Annotated in this window: 13 protein-coding genes; 6 read left to right on the plus strand and 7 right to left on the minus strand. The window is 47.8% G+C overall.

The features are described from left to right. Window positions 1–8: 8 nt before the first annotated feature. The 4 genes from RCO25_RS00320 to RCO25_RS00335 all read right to left on the minus strand — a co-directional run bounded on the left by RCO25_RS00320 (window position 9) and on the right by RCO25_RS00335 (window position 4,087). Window positions 9–395, minus strand: coding sequence for a hypothetical protein (locus RCO25_RS00320; RefSeq protein ID WP_308994161.1), 387 nt, complete (start codon window positions 393–395; stop codon window positions 9–11). A 319-nt stretch (window positions 396–714) separates the two neighbouring features. Continuing rightward, window positions 715–1,890: a glycoside hydrolase family 130 protein gene (locus RCO25_RS00325; RefSeq protein ID WP_308994162.1), complete on the minus strand. Its 1,176-nt coding sequence runs from the start codon at window positions 1,888–1,890 to the stop codon at window positions 715–717. A 14-nt stretch (window positions 1,891–1,904) separates the two neighbouring features. Further along, window positions 1,905–3,116 (minus strand): AGE family epimerase/isomerase, encoded by a 1,212-nt coding sequence (locus RCO25_RS00330; protein ID WP_308994163.1) that lies wholly within the window; start codon window positions 3,114–3,116, stop codon window positions 1,905–1,907. Continuing rightward, window positions 3,113–4,087 carry a glycoside hydrolase family 113 gene (locus tag RCO25_RS00335; protein WP_308994164.1) on the minus strand — a complete coding sequence of 325 codons (975 nt, stop codon included), beginning with the start codon at window positions 4,085–4,087 and terminating at the stop codon, window positions 3,113–3,115. The genes RCO25_RS00330 and RCO25_RS00335 overlap by 4 nt, the downstream gene beginning before the upstream one ends. Window positions 4,088–4,402: 315 nt before the next feature. Here RCO25_RS00335 and RCO25_RS00340 point away from each other — a divergent pair, with 315 nt between their 5' ends. The 5 genes from RCO25_RS00340 to RCO25_RS00360 all read left to right on the plus strand — a co-directional run bounded on the left by RCO25_RS00340 (window position 4,403) and on the right by RCO25_RS00360 (window position 10,427). Next, entirely contained in the window at window positions 4,403–5,722 is a 1,320-nt protein-coding gene (locus RCO25_RS00340) for an ABC transporter substrate-binding protein (RefSeq protein WP_308994165.1), read from the plus strand. A gap of 94 nt (window positions 5,723–5,816) precedes the next feature. Then, window positions 5,817–6,707: a carbohydrate ABC transporter permease gene (locus RCO25_RS00345; protein ID WP_308994166.1), complete on the plus strand. Its 891-nt coding sequence runs from the start codon at window positions 5,817–5,819 to the stop codon at window positions 6,705–6,707. Between the two features lie 3 nt (window positions 6,708–6,710). Next, window positions 6,711–7,541, plus strand: coding sequence for a carbohydrate ABC transporter permease (locus RCO25_RS00350; protein ID WP_308994167.1), 831 nt, complete (start codon window positions 6,711–6,713; stop codon window positions 7,539–7,541). 177 nt (window positions 7,542–7,718) lie between these two features. Then, window positions 7,719–8,480 (plus strand): response regulator transcription factor, encoded by a 762-nt coding sequence (locus tag RCO25_RS00355; RefSeq protein WP_308994168.1) that lies wholly within the window; start codon window positions 7,719–7,721, stop codon window positions 8,478–8,480. Between the two features lie 138 nt (window positions 8,481–8,618). Next, window positions 8,619–10,427, plus strand: coding sequence for an ABC transporter ATP-binding protein (locus RCO25_RS00360; protein WP_308994169.1), 1,809 nt, complete (start codon window positions 8,619–8,621; stop codon window positions 10,425–10,427). A gap of 96 nt (window positions 10,428–10,523) precedes the next feature. Here the strand turns inward: RCO25_RS00360 and RCO25_RS00365 are convergent, their stop codons facing one another. Continuing rightward, a complete protein-coding gene (locus tag RCO25_RS00365; protein WP_308994170.1) occupies window positions 10,524–11,363 on the minus strand; it encodes a LysM peptidoglycan-binding domain-containing protein in 840 nt (279 codons plus the stop codon). A 233-nt stretch (window positions 11,364–11,596) separates the two neighbouring features. Here RCO25_RS00365 and lacZ point away from each other — a divergent pair, with 233 nt between their 5' ends. Next, window positions 11,597–14,704, plus strand: coding sequence for a beta-galactosidase, LacZ type (gene lacZ, locus RCO25_RS00370; protein WP_308994171.1), 3,108 nt, complete (start codon window positions 11,597–11,599; stop codon window positions 14,702–14,704). Window positions 14,705–14,754: 50 nt separating this feature from the next. Here lacZ and RCO25_RS00375 read toward each other — a convergent pair whose 3' ends face one another. Next, window positions 14,755–15,444: an AIM24 family protein gene (locus RCO25_RS00375; protein WP_308994172.1), complete on the minus strand. Its 690-nt coding sequence runs from the start codon at window positions 15,442–15,444 to the stop codon at window positions 14,755–14,757. Further along, window positions 15,441–15,908 carry a hypothetical protein gene (locus RCO25_RS00380; protein ID WP_308994173.1) on the minus strand — a complete coding sequence of 156 codons (468 nt, stop codon included), beginning with the start codon at window positions 15,906–15,908 and terminating at the stop codon, window positions 15,441–15,443. The genes RCO25_RS00375 and RCO25_RS00380 overlap by 4 nt, the downstream gene beginning before the upstream one ends. Window positions 15,909–15,945 lie beyond the last annotated feature (37 nt).

Consider the following 15,945-nt stretch of genomic DNA (forward strand, 5'->3'; position numbering starts at 1 on the left):
GATTACGTCTACCATGGTATAGCTGGTTTTACGATAGCTTCATAGTATCTGCAATGTATTAAAAATGAATCTTTTCGAGCACAAACTGTGCCGGTATTTTTTAATAGAACGTAAAGAATAGCCGTAGAGTTCAAGCAGCAAACATGTAAAGCGGGCGGTATGTAGAGGTTGCCGAAAAGTTCTCGACAACCTGCTGCTAAGTTAGCTGCTATTTCCATGTTAACCGTTGCTTTGGTTACCGCGTGAACCATTGCTTTGGTTACCGGGTGAACCATTGCTTTGGTTACCGGGTGAACCGTTGCTTTGGTTACCGGGTGAACCGTTACTTTGGTTACCGCGTGAACCATTGCTTTGGTTACCGGGTGAACCGTTGCTTTGGTTACCACGTGAACCATTGCTTTGGTTTCCTGGTGAACCGTTACTTTGATTTCCTTGCGAACCGTTGCTGCGGTTTCCCGATTGATTTCCAGTTGAACCTAGTTCTGGCATATAATCAACTCCCTCTTTAGAATCTATACATGCTATGTAGCGAATCTATCAAAGGATCTAGTCGTACGCTCATTTATTAATAGAGAAGATATGAACGCTTCTAGATGGCTTTGAAGTTCCAAGAGGAGAAGGGGGAAGTCATAAGTGAGAATACATAAAGAAGAGGGAGCTCTTCCTAAGCGTCTGTTAAGACGATAGGAAGCACTCCCTCTTTTGGTTGAGAAATTAAGATTGCAGCTGCAGGTTGCGATCAATCAAAGCGATGCGCTGTTCTACGCAAGCGTGCGAACGAAGCGGATCTTCCGGTGTGTTCAAGCAATAGTCAAGCAGCTGATCGACTGTCGTTGCGGCTACATGGCAGCGCGTATCGGAGGAGGCGTAATAAATAAATACGTCGCCATTATCCTGTGCGATGACGCCGTTACAGAAGGCAACATTCGATACGTCGCCTACGCGTTCGATGCCTTCAGGCGCAAGCAAATGCCCGCCTGGGCGGTGCGTAACCTTGTTTGGCTCATGTAAGTCGGATAGGAAGGCGTATAACACATAACGGAGGCCTGCCGCAGTGTTGCGAACGCCGTGAGCGATATGAATCCAGCCTTTATCCGTCTTGATTGGAGCAGGGCCTTGGCCGTTCTTTACTTCTTTTATGGTGTGGTAGTGACGCTCGTCGATAATAATCTCGCGTTCCACAACCGCATTTTCAATCGTATCGGATAGTCCCCAGCCAATGCCGCCGCCTGAGCCCGTGTCGATGAACCCATCCTGAGGACGAGTGTAGAATGCATATTTGCCTTCCACAAATTCAGGATGAAGCACGACGTTACGCTGTTGGTTCGATGCGGTTTTCAGATCGGCAAGGCGTTCCCATTGCTTCAAATCCTTCGTTCTTACGATGCCGCATTGCGCGATAGCGCTCGAGAGATCTCCCTTCGGCGCGGATGGATCTTTTCTCTCCGTGCAGAACAATCCGTAAATCCAGCCGTCTTCATGCTGAACGAGACGCATATCATAGACGTTTACATCAGGAACGCTTGTCTCCGGAAGCAGGATCGGATGATCCCAGAAGCGGAAGCCGTCAACGGGGCTGTCGCTTTCAGCAATCGCGAAAAAGGACTTGCGGTCATTGCCTTCGACACGTGCGACAAGGTGGAATTTACCGTTTAAGAAAATCGCACCGGGATTGAAAACGCAGTGGATGCCAAGGCGTTCCATGAAAAAGGGATTTGTTTCGGGATTAAAATCATATTTCCAAATAAGCGGAGCATGCGCTGCCGTGAGAACAGGATGCACATAACGGTCAAATACGCCGTTGCCAAACGTTTCAGGCTCGTTTTTGCGTTGAACAAGCGCCTCAATGCGCTCAGTCAGCAATTGCTTGCGTTCATTAAATTTGCTCATAAGAATAACCTCCATTAGTGTGTTGTGGATAATCCGTTCAGACGTTCGATCATTTCAAAGCAGGCGCGTCCATTGTGATAAGGACATTTCCAAGGGCTGACCTTTTGAACGTTATCACTTGGCGAACCATCTCGATTTACGCTCCAGTGCCATTCCCCATGTTCCTTGTCAACGATAAAGCGCTCGATGAAAGCCCATGACCGAACGGCAGCCTCGCGATATTTCTCTTCGCCTGTCATTTGGTAAGCATTATAGAAGCCAACGACCGCTTCTGCTTGCGGCCACCAATCTTTATGCGCATCAAGCAAGCCCTCCGGGCCTGCTTCGTTTAACAGACCGCCATCGTCGTCCACGCCTTCGTTCAGCGTAGCATCAGCCATTCGGATTGCTGCTTCTTTCGCTGCGGCAAGCAGAGCTTCGTCACCTAGCACCTCGGCAGCTTCAACTAACAGCCAACTGCCTTCGATATCATGGCCGAATGAGATATGCTCGGATTTGTAGTTCCATTGCTCATCGAAAAATAAAATGAAGTGCGCGTTAACCGGATTAATGATGTGCTTGATCGTTATTTCGATAAGCTCCTTCAGCTTGGAGCGAAGCTCGTCTGATTTCCATACCCGGTAAAGGTTCGTATAACCCTCCATGACATGAAGATGCGTATTCATGGACTTCTTTTCGTTTAAATCCTTCTCGCTTAGGCTGTTATCGTCGGTTTCCTGCCATTCGCGCGTCAGCGCTTCGAAATAGCCCATAAATTGATCATCATAGCTGTAACGCTCAAGCGTGTGAAACAAATCGATCGCTTTCTGAAGCGCAGCCTTATTGCCGGTTGCCCGGTAATATTCGGAGTAAGCGTAGATAGCGAAGGCTTGACCGTATACTTGTTTTTTCGTTTCAGCAGGCTGGCCTGCCGCATCAACCATCCAGTACAATCCGCCGTATTCCGGATCTACGAAATGCTCATTTACATATTCATAAGCGCGATCAGCGATGTTTAAATAGTGCTCATTTCCCGTAATCCGATAGGCGGAGGCGAAGGTCCACAAAATGCGCGTGTTAAGCACTAGGCTTTTGCCTGCTTCAGGAATAATCGTAAGATCCCGGCTTATGTAGCCGTAAAAGCCGCCGTTCTTCTCATCGACGGTATGCTTCATCCAGAAACCGAGAATGTTCGATTCCAGCTCCTGCTTGATGCTGGCTAACCACTGCTGGTTATTTTCGCTCATTTAACAGAACCTCCTACGGCTTTCTTTGAAATTTTCGCCCCGTAATAGCTGCGGACGGTTTGCTCAGCTTGTTTGCCGTACATGCAGTAATCATCGTTTGCGGCTGCTTCGCTTTCTTCATATAACCGTGACGGCCAATCCCATAGCATAAAGCCGCCGACCCAGTCACGCTTATCGGAATGAGCAAACATCGTCTCGTAGAAAAGGCGCTGCACCTCTTCGCTCGGCGCTCCTGGAAGCCCCCAGTCATTAGGGATATGCTGCGAGCCTTCACGGCTAGGGCAGCCTGCTTCCATGAAGAAAAAGGGCTTGTCGTATTCAGTTATAACTTTTTCAATACGGTCAAGCTGCTCTTCCCAAGAATCGATAGGGTAGTAGCCGCTTGAGGAAATGACGTCAACCGCATCCCACCATTTGATTTGGCCTTCTTGGTATTTATCGCAGTTGTAAGTAACAATCCCGGAGTAAACCTTGCGAACTTCGGCAATTAACTGACGCCATTCGGATTCACGGCGATCGGTTTGTACCATCTCGCAGCCTATGCAGTACATTTCACACCCGGTTTCTTCGGCAATTCGTGCATAGTGCAATATAAATTCTGTATAAGAAGCGAACCAATCAGACCACTTGGGCTCACAGGGAACATCGAGATCGAAGAAATTGATATGCGCACGCCATGTCCCGTCAGCACAATTGACGACCGGTTTCAAGCAAACGTTAAGATCAAGCTCTTTCGCTTTGCGAATCGCATAACGAACCTCTTCATCGGTAACCGTAGGCTCTTCACGAAACTTAATTTCAGTCGCGTGCGCATGATCCTGAAGAGCGCCCAGCGCGATAGCTGTCCAGTTTACGTTTAAGCGTTCGGCCATGAGCTCCATGGAACGATCTGCTTGTTCTCCAGACCATGTGCCGCGGATGCCGGTCCAGCCCCATGTCATACCGCCAATATAGGCTGTTTTACTAGTCATTTGAGTCGCCTCACTTTAATTTGGTATTTTTGTTATTGCTAATTTATGATTTTGTTATATAACAAGTAAACATGATTCGAGGGATGTTTGCAATACCTTTCTTCGTATGGGGCTTATTATATAATTTAGCTTCATTTAATAACGGCAAAATGTGCGGATGAAAACAGAAAAACGAGTAAAATAGCCAAGGGTAGCGTTTTCACTCGATGTCAGTTTAAGACTATAAATAATATTTTAAACCATTTTAGAACTGTTTTTTATGAGGTATTATCGTAATGTAAGCGGAATCAAAAAGAGCTGAGGGGGATTTAAAAAATGAAAAAAGTCATTTCGTTAGCGCTTGTTTCTGTGGTTATGCTAACATCGTTAGCGGCGTGTGGAGGCAATAACACAAATTCGAACGGAAATACGACTACTAACAAGCCGAGCACGAACGACACAGCTGCAAATAAGCCGGAAAACGGCGGTACCGAAGAAGCTTCAAAAATTACGGGTGATGTTGTTTTCTTAACAAACCGTACAGACATGATCGATAAGCAGTACGTTGATTATGAGAAACGCTTTGAAGAAAAATATCCTGGCGTAGATCTTAAATTCGAAGCGATTACTGATTATGATAAAACATTGAAAATCCGCATCGCTTCAGGCGATTTCCCTGATGTTGTGTTTGTGCCGACGATTCCAAACGCAGAGCTGGCTAATTATTTTGCTCCGCTTGACGATATCACGTTTTCCGGCGACATTCACTTCAAAGATTTGAAAGCAAACGAAGGCAAAATGTACGGTATTTCTTCCGGCGCCTCGACAGTAGGCATCGTGTATAACAAAAAGGCTTTCGAAAAAGCAGGTATCACGGCTCTTCCAAAAACATACGATGAATTCCTTGCAGCATCGCAAAAGCTGAAAGACGCAGGCATCGTGCCGCTTGCTTCGAACTTCAAAGACAAATGGCCGCTTGATGCTTGGGTATATGATGTACCAACGCTTATCGGCTCTGCTTCCGATCACCAAAACAAACGTGCTGAAAGCGACACGCCTTTCACGCTTGACAACGCATACGGAAAATCATGGAGTATCCTGCGTGACTTGTATACAAAAGGGTTCCTGGAAACAGACGTAAACTCGACGAACTGGGAGCAATCGAAAAAAGACGTAGCATCCGGTAAATTCGGTATGTACCTGCTTGGCAACTGGGTAATCAACCAAGTTATCGAAAATGGCGCGCCTGCTGAAGACGTTGGTTTCTTCCCATTCCCTGCCGACAACTCTGGCGAAGCAAAAGCTCCACTTAACCCAGACTTCTTCTACGCGGTTAACAAAGGCGGCAATGTAGAAGCAGGCAAAGCGTTCGTTCAATGGATGATAGAAGAATCGGGCTTCGACGATTTCGCAGGCTTCATTCCTACGCTGAAGGACAAAGAATCGAAGCTTCCTCAGCTTGCTGAGTTCAACAGCTTTAACCCTAAATTCTTCGAGCCGGCAGCACCGGTAGATGCTGCTACGCAAATCCAAAACAAAGCGCAGCTTGATCAAGGCGCAGTTGTTCAAGAGTTCGTATTGTCTAAAGATCCGCAAAAGGTTCTCGACAAAGTGAACACGGCTTGGGCGAAAGCGAAAAAAGATCTAGGTCTGTAAGAATAAGGATGGCATGCAGGATGGATGATCCGCTAAGCGATTATCCATCCTGCGCAATCCGATTAGAAAGACGCAGGGAGGATGGGATTGTTCCATGTTTAGCAGATTGCCTTTCAAAACACAAAAGAACTTTGTAATCATTGGATTTGTCGCATTGCCGCTGCTGCTGCTGCTGACATTCGCCTATTATCCGGCGCTTGAACTCATTCGTTTAAGTTTTACAAGCTGGGACGGATTAAGTCCTGATAAGGCATGGATTGGTTGGTCAAATTATAAAGAAGTATTTGCTAATCCTGAAATCTTCGGTGTCTTCAAACATAACTTTGCCTATTTCGCTGTAGGAATCGTACAAAATATTGCCGCGATTTATTTTGCGGTGGTGCTAAACAGCAAGCTTAAAGGAAAAAACTTTTTCAGGCTGCTGCTATTTTTACCGTACATCCTAAACGGCGTTGCTGTAGCATACTTATTCGGTTACGTATTTGATACAACAAACGGATCATTGAACTATCTGCTTGGACAGCTTGGTTTTGATGCTTTGTCGAAAACGAGCTGGCTCGGTAACGGATCGTTCGTAAACTACACGCTTGCTTCCATTGGCTTCTGGCGTTTCATGGGCTTTAACATGGTTATTTATTTGGCCGCGCTTCAATCCATACCGAACGATATCTATGAAGCAGCTTCAATAGACGGCGCAAACGGGTGGCAAAAGTTTATCAGCATTACGCTTCCTAACATCTATAAAATTATAGAGCTTAATTTGTTTCTGACCGTTACCGGGGCGCTCGAGGTATTTGATCTGCCTTATATCTTGACCAAAGGCGGACCGGCGGGTTCAAGTGAAACCTTCGTTATGAAAATCGTCGAGACGGCCTTCCAATTTAACAATTATGGCTTAGCATCCGCGATGAGCGTAGTCTTGCTGCTCTTTGTTATTATTGTATTGTCGATTCAACGCTTTTTATTGAAAGGAAAGGGGGAGTAATCGATGAATAAATCCAATAAGCTATGGGACACAATCAAATATATCAGCCTCGTATTGGCGGCATTTGCGATTTTATTCCCGCCTTATATCATCGTCGTCAACGCGTTTAAGACGAAGGATGAATTCCATGACAAATCGACCATTGCGATGCCGGACAGCTTTCTTTATTTGAAAAACTTTGCTCAAGCCTTCAAGCAAGCCGATATGCTGCATGCATTCGGAAACACGTTATTCATCATCGCAATAACGCTAATCTTAAATATTTTGATCGGATCAGCGTTTTGTTATGCAGTCGGGCGCTTCAATTTTAAGTTTAAGGGACCGATTGTTGGACTGTTCTTATTTGCTACGATTATTCCGGCTATTACAACGCAGGTCGTCAACTACAAAACGATTCAAGCGCTTGGCTTGACGAATAATCTAATGGGTCCCGTACTAATCTATGTCGGCGCGGATATCTTGCAAATCTACATTTACCTGCAATTCATTCGGAACATTCCGAACGAGCTGGATGAAAGCGCAATGCTGGAGGGAGCTTCATTAATCCGGATTTTCCGCTCGATCATCTTCCCATTGCTTGCTCCGGCAACGGCGACTATCATTATTTTGAAAACAATCAGCATCTATAATGATATGTTCATTCCGCTGCTTTACTTGCCTAGGGCCGAACATGTTGTCGTCTCCACATCGCTCATGCGTTTCTTTGGGGTTAACAGCGGTGATTGGCAAATGATTTCATCTGCCATACTCATTATTATGATACCAACGGCAATCATGTATATTTTCTTGCAAAAGTATATATTCGCGGGTGTAACAAGCGGTGCGGTTAAATAACCGCCCGCTTTTTTTCAAATATAAGAAAGTATAAATTTTAACCTTATACAATGCTTATATTTCATCGCGAAACGAGCTTTTGCCGCTAAAGATGGCGTCAGCCGTTTACGCTTGCGTTGCAGCGGTACCGAATTTAGCGCAAACTAGAAGAGGCGCACGCGAAAGGAGCGAACAGGCATGAACATTATAATCGCGGATGATGAGGAATTTATACGATTAGGCCTTGAAAAAATACTAACGAAAATGGATTTGGACATTACGGTCATCGGCTCGTACAGCAACGGAATGGATGCTTGGGCGCATATTTCGAAGCTTGGCGAAGGTGAGTTGGATGTGCTTATTACCGATATAAAAATGCCGATGATGGACGGCTTGAGGCTCATCGAGCATTTGCGCGACAAGACGATAGCGACGATCGTGCTCAGCGGCTTTAGCGAATTTGAATATGCCCGAAAGGCGCTGCGCTACGGCGTGCGGGATTATTTGCTCAAGCCGGTCGATAAAGCGAATCTATATGACCTCCTGATTAAGATTAAGCAAGAGCGCGATGAGAGCATGCTTGCAGGAGATATGAACGAGCCTATCCTGCCGCAGGAGTCGATTTCAAAAGAAAAAGAACATCATGTCATCGAGCAGATGAAATCCATACTAGAGCAGGAATACGACAAAAACTTCGAAATGGAACGAATGGCCGAGACGGTTGGCATGAGTGCCAATTATTTGAGCCGTCTATTCAAGCAGGAAACGGGCATGACGCTGACGGATTATTTAATCGATATTCGGATCGAGAAGGCAAAGCAGTTTCTGACGGATCACCCGAATTTAAAAAACTATGAAATATCGCAGCTGGTGGGCTATAGCGATCCGGTCTATTTCAATAAGCTTTTCAAGAAGATGACGGGAGAAACGCCAAAGGATTATAAAGGCAAGCATCGATAGCCATTTAGCCAAAATGAATATAATAAGTGCAAAATCCAATATTTACAGCAGCACAATATGAGCGTAATATTGTGCCGTAGCGCTTCGAATGAACACGTGTTTACGAGCGAGATGAGCTGCAGAGGGATGGAGAGCGCAATGTCAGAGAGGGTAGAGAAAGCAAGGCTTGGAGCGGCTGCAAGAGGCCTGGCCAGCACATTTGAAAATGCATCTTTAGAGGAGGACGCGAGTCCGTTAAGATTTTTGTTATCGCTATACAAAGGGAATTTCGCCAACCTGCTGGTTTCCTTATTGTTTTTATTGATTAAGAGTGCGCCAGTCTACGTGCTGCCGATCGTAACCGCGAATATTATAAACATCGCTACGAATCCGGGAAAGTATCCGATTAGCGGCATCTGGGTTAATTTTATCATTATATTAATTGTTATCTTGCAAAATATACCGACGCATGCCGCTTACATATCCTTTCTAAGCCGCGCGGTAAGATACGTTGAAGCGGGGCTGCGAAGCGCGCTGGTGCGGAAGCTGCAGCAGCTGTCCATTAATCAGCATCGCGAACTGCCGGCGGGCAAGCTGCAATCAAAGGTGCTTCGTGATGTAGAAGCGGTTGAGATGATGTCTAAGCAGTTTATGATCGCATTGGCTCCTGCCGTCGTGAACATCATTGTATCGTTCGTCATTACGCTTAACAGCAGCTGGATCGTGTCCTTGTTTTTTGTGCTGACGATTCCGATGTCCATTACGATCGTAACCATTTTCCGCCGCAAAATTAGAAAGTCGAACAAGGAATTCCGCAAGGAGATCGAACAAATGTCGTCGCGCGTCTCGGAAATGGTGGAAATGATTCCGATCACTCGTGCGCACGGTCTGGAAAAGGTAGAAATTGCGCGTATAGATTCTACTCTGCGCAACATTCAGGGCAAGGGTTACCGCCTTGATCTGGTTGAAGCTTATTTTGGCTCAACGAACTGGGTTACCTTTCAGATTTTTCAAGTGCTTTGCCTGATCTTTACGGCTTATCTTGCTTACCAAGGCGAAATACAAGTAGGCGATGTAGTTATGTACCAAGGCTTCTTTTCTATGATTTTGGCTTCGGTTACCGGTCTCATTAACATTTATCCGCAAATCGCAAAGGGTCTGGAGTCCATTCATTCGATTAAAGAAATATTGGTATCGACGGATATTGAAAACAACAGCGGCAAAAGAAAGCTGGATGGCGTGCGCGGCGAATTTTCGTTCCAAGGGGTCGAGCTTTCGTACCCGGGGAGCGAGCATCATGTGCTGGAGGACGTTACGCTGAATGTGGAGGCAGGCGAATGCATCGCCTTTGTTGGCGCATCGGGCGCGGGCAAATCTACGGTGCTCAATCTCGTAATCGGCTTTCTTCAGCCGACAGGCGGGAAGGTGCTGATGGACGGCATCGACTTGGCTGATATCGACCTTCGCAGCTATCGCAAACATTTGGCTGTCGTGCCGCAGACGAATATTTTGTTTTCGGGGACGATTCGCGACAATATTACGTACGGACTTCGCGATATCACAGATGCGCAGGTTAAACGTGTCGTTGAGATGGCTAACCTATCGGAGTTTATCGGGCTGTTGCCTGACGGATTGGATACGATGGTTGGGGAGCATGGCGGCAAGCTGTCCGGCGGACAGCGCCAGCGTATCGCAATCGCGAGAGCGCTTGTGCGCGAACCGAGCATCATTATTTTGGATGAGGCGACCTCAGCACTTGATAATGAATCGGAATTTCATGTCCAGAAGGCGATGCAGGAGCTTATTAAGGGCCGCACCACCTTTATCGTTGCTCACCGATTGTCGACGATTCGCGATGCTGACCGTATCGTAGTCATGAAGCATGGACGTATTGCCGAGGTGGGCACCTTCGACGAGCTGATGGCAAGCAAGGGCGAGTTTTATAACCTGAAGCAGCTGCAGCTGTAAGAGGGCATATCGGAGGATAAAGAAAGGTTGATCAGGACATCGAGCCCGATCAACCTTTTTTGAATGATAAGACATTATAATTTTATCCATATTCGGTTACAACGACCACCATTTGAGAAACAGATAAGGATCAATCGCATGATAGCTCGGCGATTGTTTGTAGATGCCGAAATGGAGGTGAGTGACGAATTTTCCTTCCGTTCCTTCAGGGCCGTAGCCGGTGCTACCCACATAGCCGATCAATTGACCGGCAGCAACTTTGACGCCTTCCTTTATGCCGGTCGCGTATTTGGATAAATGCGCGTAATAAAACTCGGTATTGTCGTCGACGCGAACCGTTATCCGCCAGCCGCCGTATTCATTCCAGCCTGCTTTGACAATCGTACCGCCCATCGCACTGTATACCGCTGTTCCTTTGGGCGCTAAAATATCCACACCTTCATGAGCGCGTACCGCAGTACCGTCTGCCGACCACGAACGGGCTTCCGCATAGCTGTTCGAGAATGGCGTATATTTACCTTTTGCGATCGGAAACACGCCATTCAAATATTGCTTAGGCGATTTGGGGATTCGAATGCTCAGACCTGTCCAAATGTTGTTTGGGTCGGGCAGTTGGGGATTAGCCGCGATCAGCTTAGGAAGCGGAACATTGTAGCGCTGCGCGATTTTCCACATCGTATCATCTGTGAGAACGCTTGCAGAAGTAAATTCTGGCGGATCAGGCACAAGCAGTCTCTGTCCAATAATGAGCGAATCCGAGGTAAGTCCGTTTAGTTTTTTCAATTGCGCGGCGGTCGTGCTGTACTTGGTGCCGATTATCCATAGGGTATCGTTTTTCTGAACCGTGTAGGATGCGGCAGATGCCGTGAAAGGCAGAGCGGTTATGAGAGCTAACATGGCGGTACTGCAAATGAGCTGTTTCATTCTCTTTTTCATGCTGATTGATCCTCTCTATGTAGAAGAATGGCCTGCTTTTCCATTTTAATAGAGAAAGCGCTTTATATTTAGCGGTAAATACTGGTCGCCTACGGCTGCGCTTAGGACTTCGCTCCCCTAAAATATATTCATATTTTGATAGGTCATATTAAAATTCTTTTATTAAACGTGTAATCGGAATGCATTATAATGTGAATATCATTTAATAAAACAATAACGAGGTGCATACATTTATGCGGAAAAAGCTCATTTATACGCCGCCGGCTAACGGTTATCCGGAGTGGAACAACAATCCTGAAATCTATCGAATCAACCGCATGGACGCGCATGCTTCGTTAATGCCCTTTGACACGCTTGAAGAAGCCTGGGAAGGAAGCCATAACAAATCCTCTAACTATTTAACGCTGAACGGCGAGTGGAAATTTGCGTTTGCGGCTAATGCGGAAGCCCGAATCGCCAACTTCTATGAAGAAGGCTTCGATCACAGCGAGTGGGACAGCATTACGGTGCCTGCCCATTGGCAGCTGCAGGGCTATGATTATCCGCAGTATACGAATGTCAAATACCCATGGGATGGCAACGAGGATATTAAAGCGCCGTTTGCCCCGACTGCGTACAATCCGGTTGGCTCGTATGCGCGGACATTTACGGTGCCGGAGAGTTGGGGCGGCAAGCCCGTGTTTATCAGCTTCCAAGGCGTCGAGTCGGCATTTTATGTGTGGCTGAACGGCGAGCTTGTCGGATTTAGCCAAGATACGTTTACGCCATCTGAATTCGATTTAACCCCTTATCTCGTTCAAGGCGAGAACAAGCTTGCCGTAGAGGTCTATCGCTGGAGCGATGCAAGCTGGCTGGAGGATCAGGATTTCTGGCGGATGAGCGGAATTTTCCGCGATGTGTATTTGTATACGACGCCTGAGACGCATATTTACGATTATTTTGTGAAAACAGAGCTGGATGAGCAGTTCAAAGATGCGGAGTTCATCGTTGATGCTAAGCTTCTCAATTATTTCGTTAAGCCGCTAGGGGCCATTACAGTCGAGGCTGCGCTTTACGATGCGAAGCGCGTTCCCGTATTTGAAGCGCCGTTATCGATCCGGACGGAGGTTGCGGGAGAAGGGCTTACCGCCGTGCAGCTGCGCGCAGCAGTAACAAATCCGCTAAAATGGAGCGCGGAGCAGCCGAATTTGTATACGCTTATTCTCAGCTTGAAGTCGGAGGATGGAACGCTGCTCGAGGCGATCAGCTGCAAGGTGGGCTTCCGCAAGTTCGAAATCAAGGATGGGCTCATGCAAATCAATGGGCGGCGCATCATGTTCAAAGGGGTGAACCGTCATGAGTTCTCCTGCGATACAGGCAGGGCGATTAATGAAGCGGATATGCGCAAAGATATATTGCTGATGAAGCAGCATAACATCAATTCCGTTCGGACCTCGCATTATCCGAATAATTCGCTCTGGTATAAGCTGTGTGACGAATACGGCTTATATGTTATCGATGAGACGAATCTGGAGACGCATGGCGCATGGTCTTATGGCCAGCAGGAGCTGGGCGCGACGGTTCCGGGTAGCTTGCCTGAATGGACGGGTGCGGTGCTGGACCGCTGCAATTCGATGTTCCAGCGTGACAAGAACCATGCGTCGATCGTCATTTGGTCGCTCGGCAACGAAGCGTTTGGCGGCGACAATTTTGTTAAAATGCATGATTTCCTGCGTGAAGCGGATCCTTCCCGCGTCGTTCACTATGAGGGCATCTTCCATTGGCGCGCCTCGGAAGCCGCTTCGGATATCGAAAGCCATATGTATACGAACCCGCAGGGTGTTGAACAATACGCGCGCAACAATCCGAAGAAGCCGTTTATTTTATGCGAATACAGCCATGCCATGGGCAACTCCTGCGGGGGCTTGCATGTGTATTGGGAGATCTTCGAGAAATATCCCGTTCTGCAGGGTGGCTTCATCTGGGATTGGATTGACCAAGCGATTCGCGTGACTGATGAAAACGGCACTTCGAAAATGCTGTACGGCGGTGACTTTGGCGAGTCGCCGCATGACGGAAATTTTTGCGGGAACGGCCTTATTTTCGCTGACCGTACGATATCGCCAAAGCTCCAAGAAGTGAAGAAGGTATACCAGAACGCGAAGTTCGAAGCGGTTGATTTGAAGCGCGGCGAAGTGAAAGTGTCAAACCGCCATTTATTTAGTACGCTCGATCAATTTACGTTTGCTTGGCAGGTAGCGGTGAATGGCGAAGTTGTGGAAGCGGGCAAGCTAGAAGCTGCGACACAGCCGGAAGCAGAGGAAACGCTGGCGATTCCTTATACGCTCCCACTGCTGACGAGGGCTGAAGATGAGGCTGTGCTTACGGTTCAGCTTCTATTGAAGGAGCAAACGCTTTGGGCGGAGGCAGGGCATGAGATTGCATTTGAGCAATTCGTGCTGCCGGCCCCTGTTAAGCTATTCATCGGTTCCGGAGCAGCTAAGCCGGCGATCCAAGCGGAGCAAACGGCTGAAGGGCTGCTCGTACGCGGCAGGAGCTTTACCGCGAAGTTCGACCTATCGAACGGAAGCCTTGCATCCTACAAATGGAAGGGCACTGAGCGGCTGTCCAAAGGTTTAACGCCAAACTTCTGGCGCGCTTATACGGATAACGACCGCGGCAATAAGCAGCATGAACGCTGTGCCACCTGGCGCGATGCGGGTGCTGAGCGAATATTGCGTGCCATCACATGGGAAGCACAGGAAAGCAGCCTGACCATTCGCGTGCAATTCAGCTTGCCAACGACTTCCGTTTCCTTGTTGTCGTTGATTTATACGGTTAACGGCGACGGAGAGATTAGTGTGTATGAAGAGCTGCAGCCGGGTGCAGGTTTGCCGGAAATTCCTGAGGTCGGCATGCTGTTCCATATGCCTGCTGCCTTTGATCAAGTAAGCTGGTACGGCAAAGGGCCGGACGAGACCTACTGGGACCGTCAGACCGGCGGCAAGCTAGGGCTTTATGGCGGCAAGGTTCGAGATCAGCTTGTGCCTTATATCAGGCCGCAGGAATGCGGGAACAAAATGGACGTCCGCCATGCTGCCGTAACGAACGCGCAGGGCGAAGGGCTAGTGCTTAGAGGTGAGCCGCATTTTGAGCTGAACGTACTGCCATACACGCCGTCCGAGCTGGAAGCGCATGACCATATCTATTTGCTGCCGGAAAGCGATAAAACCGTCGTCCGAGTAAATCATAAGCAAACAGGTGTTGGCGGACATGACAGCTGGGGACAGCGCCCCGAGAAGGAATATATCTTATATGCGAACCAAGTTTATACGCATCGGTTTTCGATTCAGGGCATTTAAATAAAGAAGAGGCTGGTCTGCCGTCTGTTGACGGAGGTCCGGCCTCTCTTTTATTTAATGTAGATTCCGCCAAAGGGCAGAACCTCGCGAAGAATACGCTTGAGAAAACCTCCGTTCTGGAGCTGCTCCTCAAGCTCGGCATCCCGTGATCCGGTTTGGATAAGCACAGGACCCGTGCCGCGAATTTCCCATTGGACATTCATATGCTGGCTGGCAAGCTTATTGCCATAGACCGAAAGCTGGATAGAGGCATGCTCCGGGTAAGCGACCAGTGCGCCTGTCTCTACGTATAGCGGACGATCCGGCTGAAGCTGAATCGATTTCACGTCACCGGCCGTAATAATGCCCAGCCTGCCGGGACCGGTGAAGCGCATACGGACAAATTCTTTCGATATCCATGCGTTTTTCAGCTTCTGTACAACGGATTTGAGCTTCATGCCTTCCGAGAAAAAGATGACGTGACGGAAGTCGAACAGCAAATCGCTCTTCTCTTCGATTTGAACTGTTTCAAGTGAGCAGCCTGCCGGCAAACCGATAATGAACTCGGACGGACCCGAGAGGATGGAGCGGATCCATCGTTTTTTGCGGTACATGCCGGCAAGGTCCATGAAGCGGTCCTCGCGATTGTGGGGATCGCCTTGATAGGCGATAATGGATTTGGGATGCAGCACATGAAGCTTGTCCTCAGCTTCAAGGCAGATATGCACATGCCCAGTCTGGGCTGGAACGGTGATGTTCATCCGCTAATTCCTTTTCCGCCGGTGCTTTGCTGCTTACGCCATACCATATATCGCCATACGCGTATAGATACGATATAAGCAATAAAAACAACAGCGATAACAATAACCGTGTTGATGAGCTTGCTGATCAAGGACTGGCGGTCATGCTTCATCCGGTCCATTTCGGCTTGCAAATCGGCGTTCTGCGAAATAAGCTGTTCGTTTTGTGCAAGAAGCTCTTGCTGCCTGAGCGCATACTCCTCTGCTGCTTTGGCCGACTCCTCAAGCTTCTTCTGCTGCACGGCAAGAGCTTCCTTCGCTTCGATATACTGCTGCTCCAGCTCGCTAATCTTTTCCGGGGTATTGTAAATGTCTTTGATTCGATCAAAGAAGCCCGCATGTGCGGCAGGCTGCGGAATGGCTATATGAATAAAGGATAAGAAACATACAATGGCGAGAACTTTCCAAACGGGCTGTCGCATCATAGTCTCCCTTCAATTTTCGACATAATCGGAGCTGATG

Origin of the sequence: Paenibacillus sp. LHD-38, from assembly GCF_031157315.1 — a bacterium.
Classification (GTDB): Bacteria; Bacillota; Bacilli; order Paenibacillales; family Paenibacillaceae; genus Pristimantibacillus.

What these genes read in the sequence shown, in the direction of transcription:
- RCO25_RS00320 (WP_308994161.1), bottom strand. Translation starts at nt 395, where the DNA reads ATGGTTCACGTGGTAACCAAAGCAACGGTTCACCCGGTAACCAAAGCA.
- RCO25_RS00325 (WP_308994162.1), bottom strand. Translation starts at nt 1,890, where the DNA reads ATGAGCAAATTTAATGAACGCAAGCAATTGCTGACTGAGCGCATTGAG.
- RCO25_RS00330 (WP_308994163.1), bottom strand. Translation starts at nt 3,116, where the DNA reads ATGAGCGAAAATAACCAGCAGTGGTTAGCCAGCATCAAGCAGGAGCTG.
- RCO25_RS00335 (WP_308994164.1), bottom strand. Translation starts at nt 4,087, where the DNA reads ATGACTAGTAAAACAGCCTATATTGGCGGTATGACATGGGGCTGGACC.
- RCO25_RS00340 (WP_308994165.1), top strand. Translation starts at nt 4,403, where the DNA reads ATGAAAAAAGTCATTTCGTTAGCGCTTGTTTCTGTGGTTATGCTAACA.
- RCO25_RS00345 (WP_308994166.1), top strand. Translation starts at nt 5,817, where the DNA reads ATGTTTAGCAGATTGCCTTTCAAAACACAAAAGAACTTTGTAATCATT.
- RCO25_RS00350 (WP_308994167.1), top strand. Translation starts at nt 6,711, where the DNA reads ATGAATAAATCCAATAAGCTATGGGACACAATCAAATATATCAGCCTC.
- RCO25_RS00355 (WP_308994168.1), top strand. Translation starts at nt 7,719, where the DNA reads ATGAACATTATAATCGCGGATGATGAGGAATTTATACGATTAGGCCTT.
- RCO25_RS00360 (WP_308994169.1), top strand. Translation starts at nt 8,619, where the DNA reads ATGTCAGAGAGGGTAGAGAAAGCAAGGCTTGGAGCGGCTGCAAGAGGC.
- RCO25_RS00365 (WP_308994170.1), bottom strand. Translation starts at nt 11,363, where the DNA reads ATGAAAAAGAGAATGAAACAGCTCATTTGCAGTACCGCCATGTTAGCT.
- lacZ (WP_308994171.1), top strand. Translation starts at nt 11,597, where the DNA reads ATGCGGAAAAAGCTCATTTATACGCCGCCGGCTAACGGTTATCCGGAG.
- RCO25_RS00375 (WP_308994172.1), bottom strand. Translation starts at nt 15,444, where the DNA reads ATGAACATCACCGTTCCAGCCCAGACTGGGCATGTGCATATCTGCCTT.
- RCO25_RS00380 (WP_308994173.1), bottom strand. Translation starts at nt 15,908, where the DNA reads ATGATGCGACAGCCCGTTTGGAAAGTTCTCGCCATTGTATGTTTCTTA.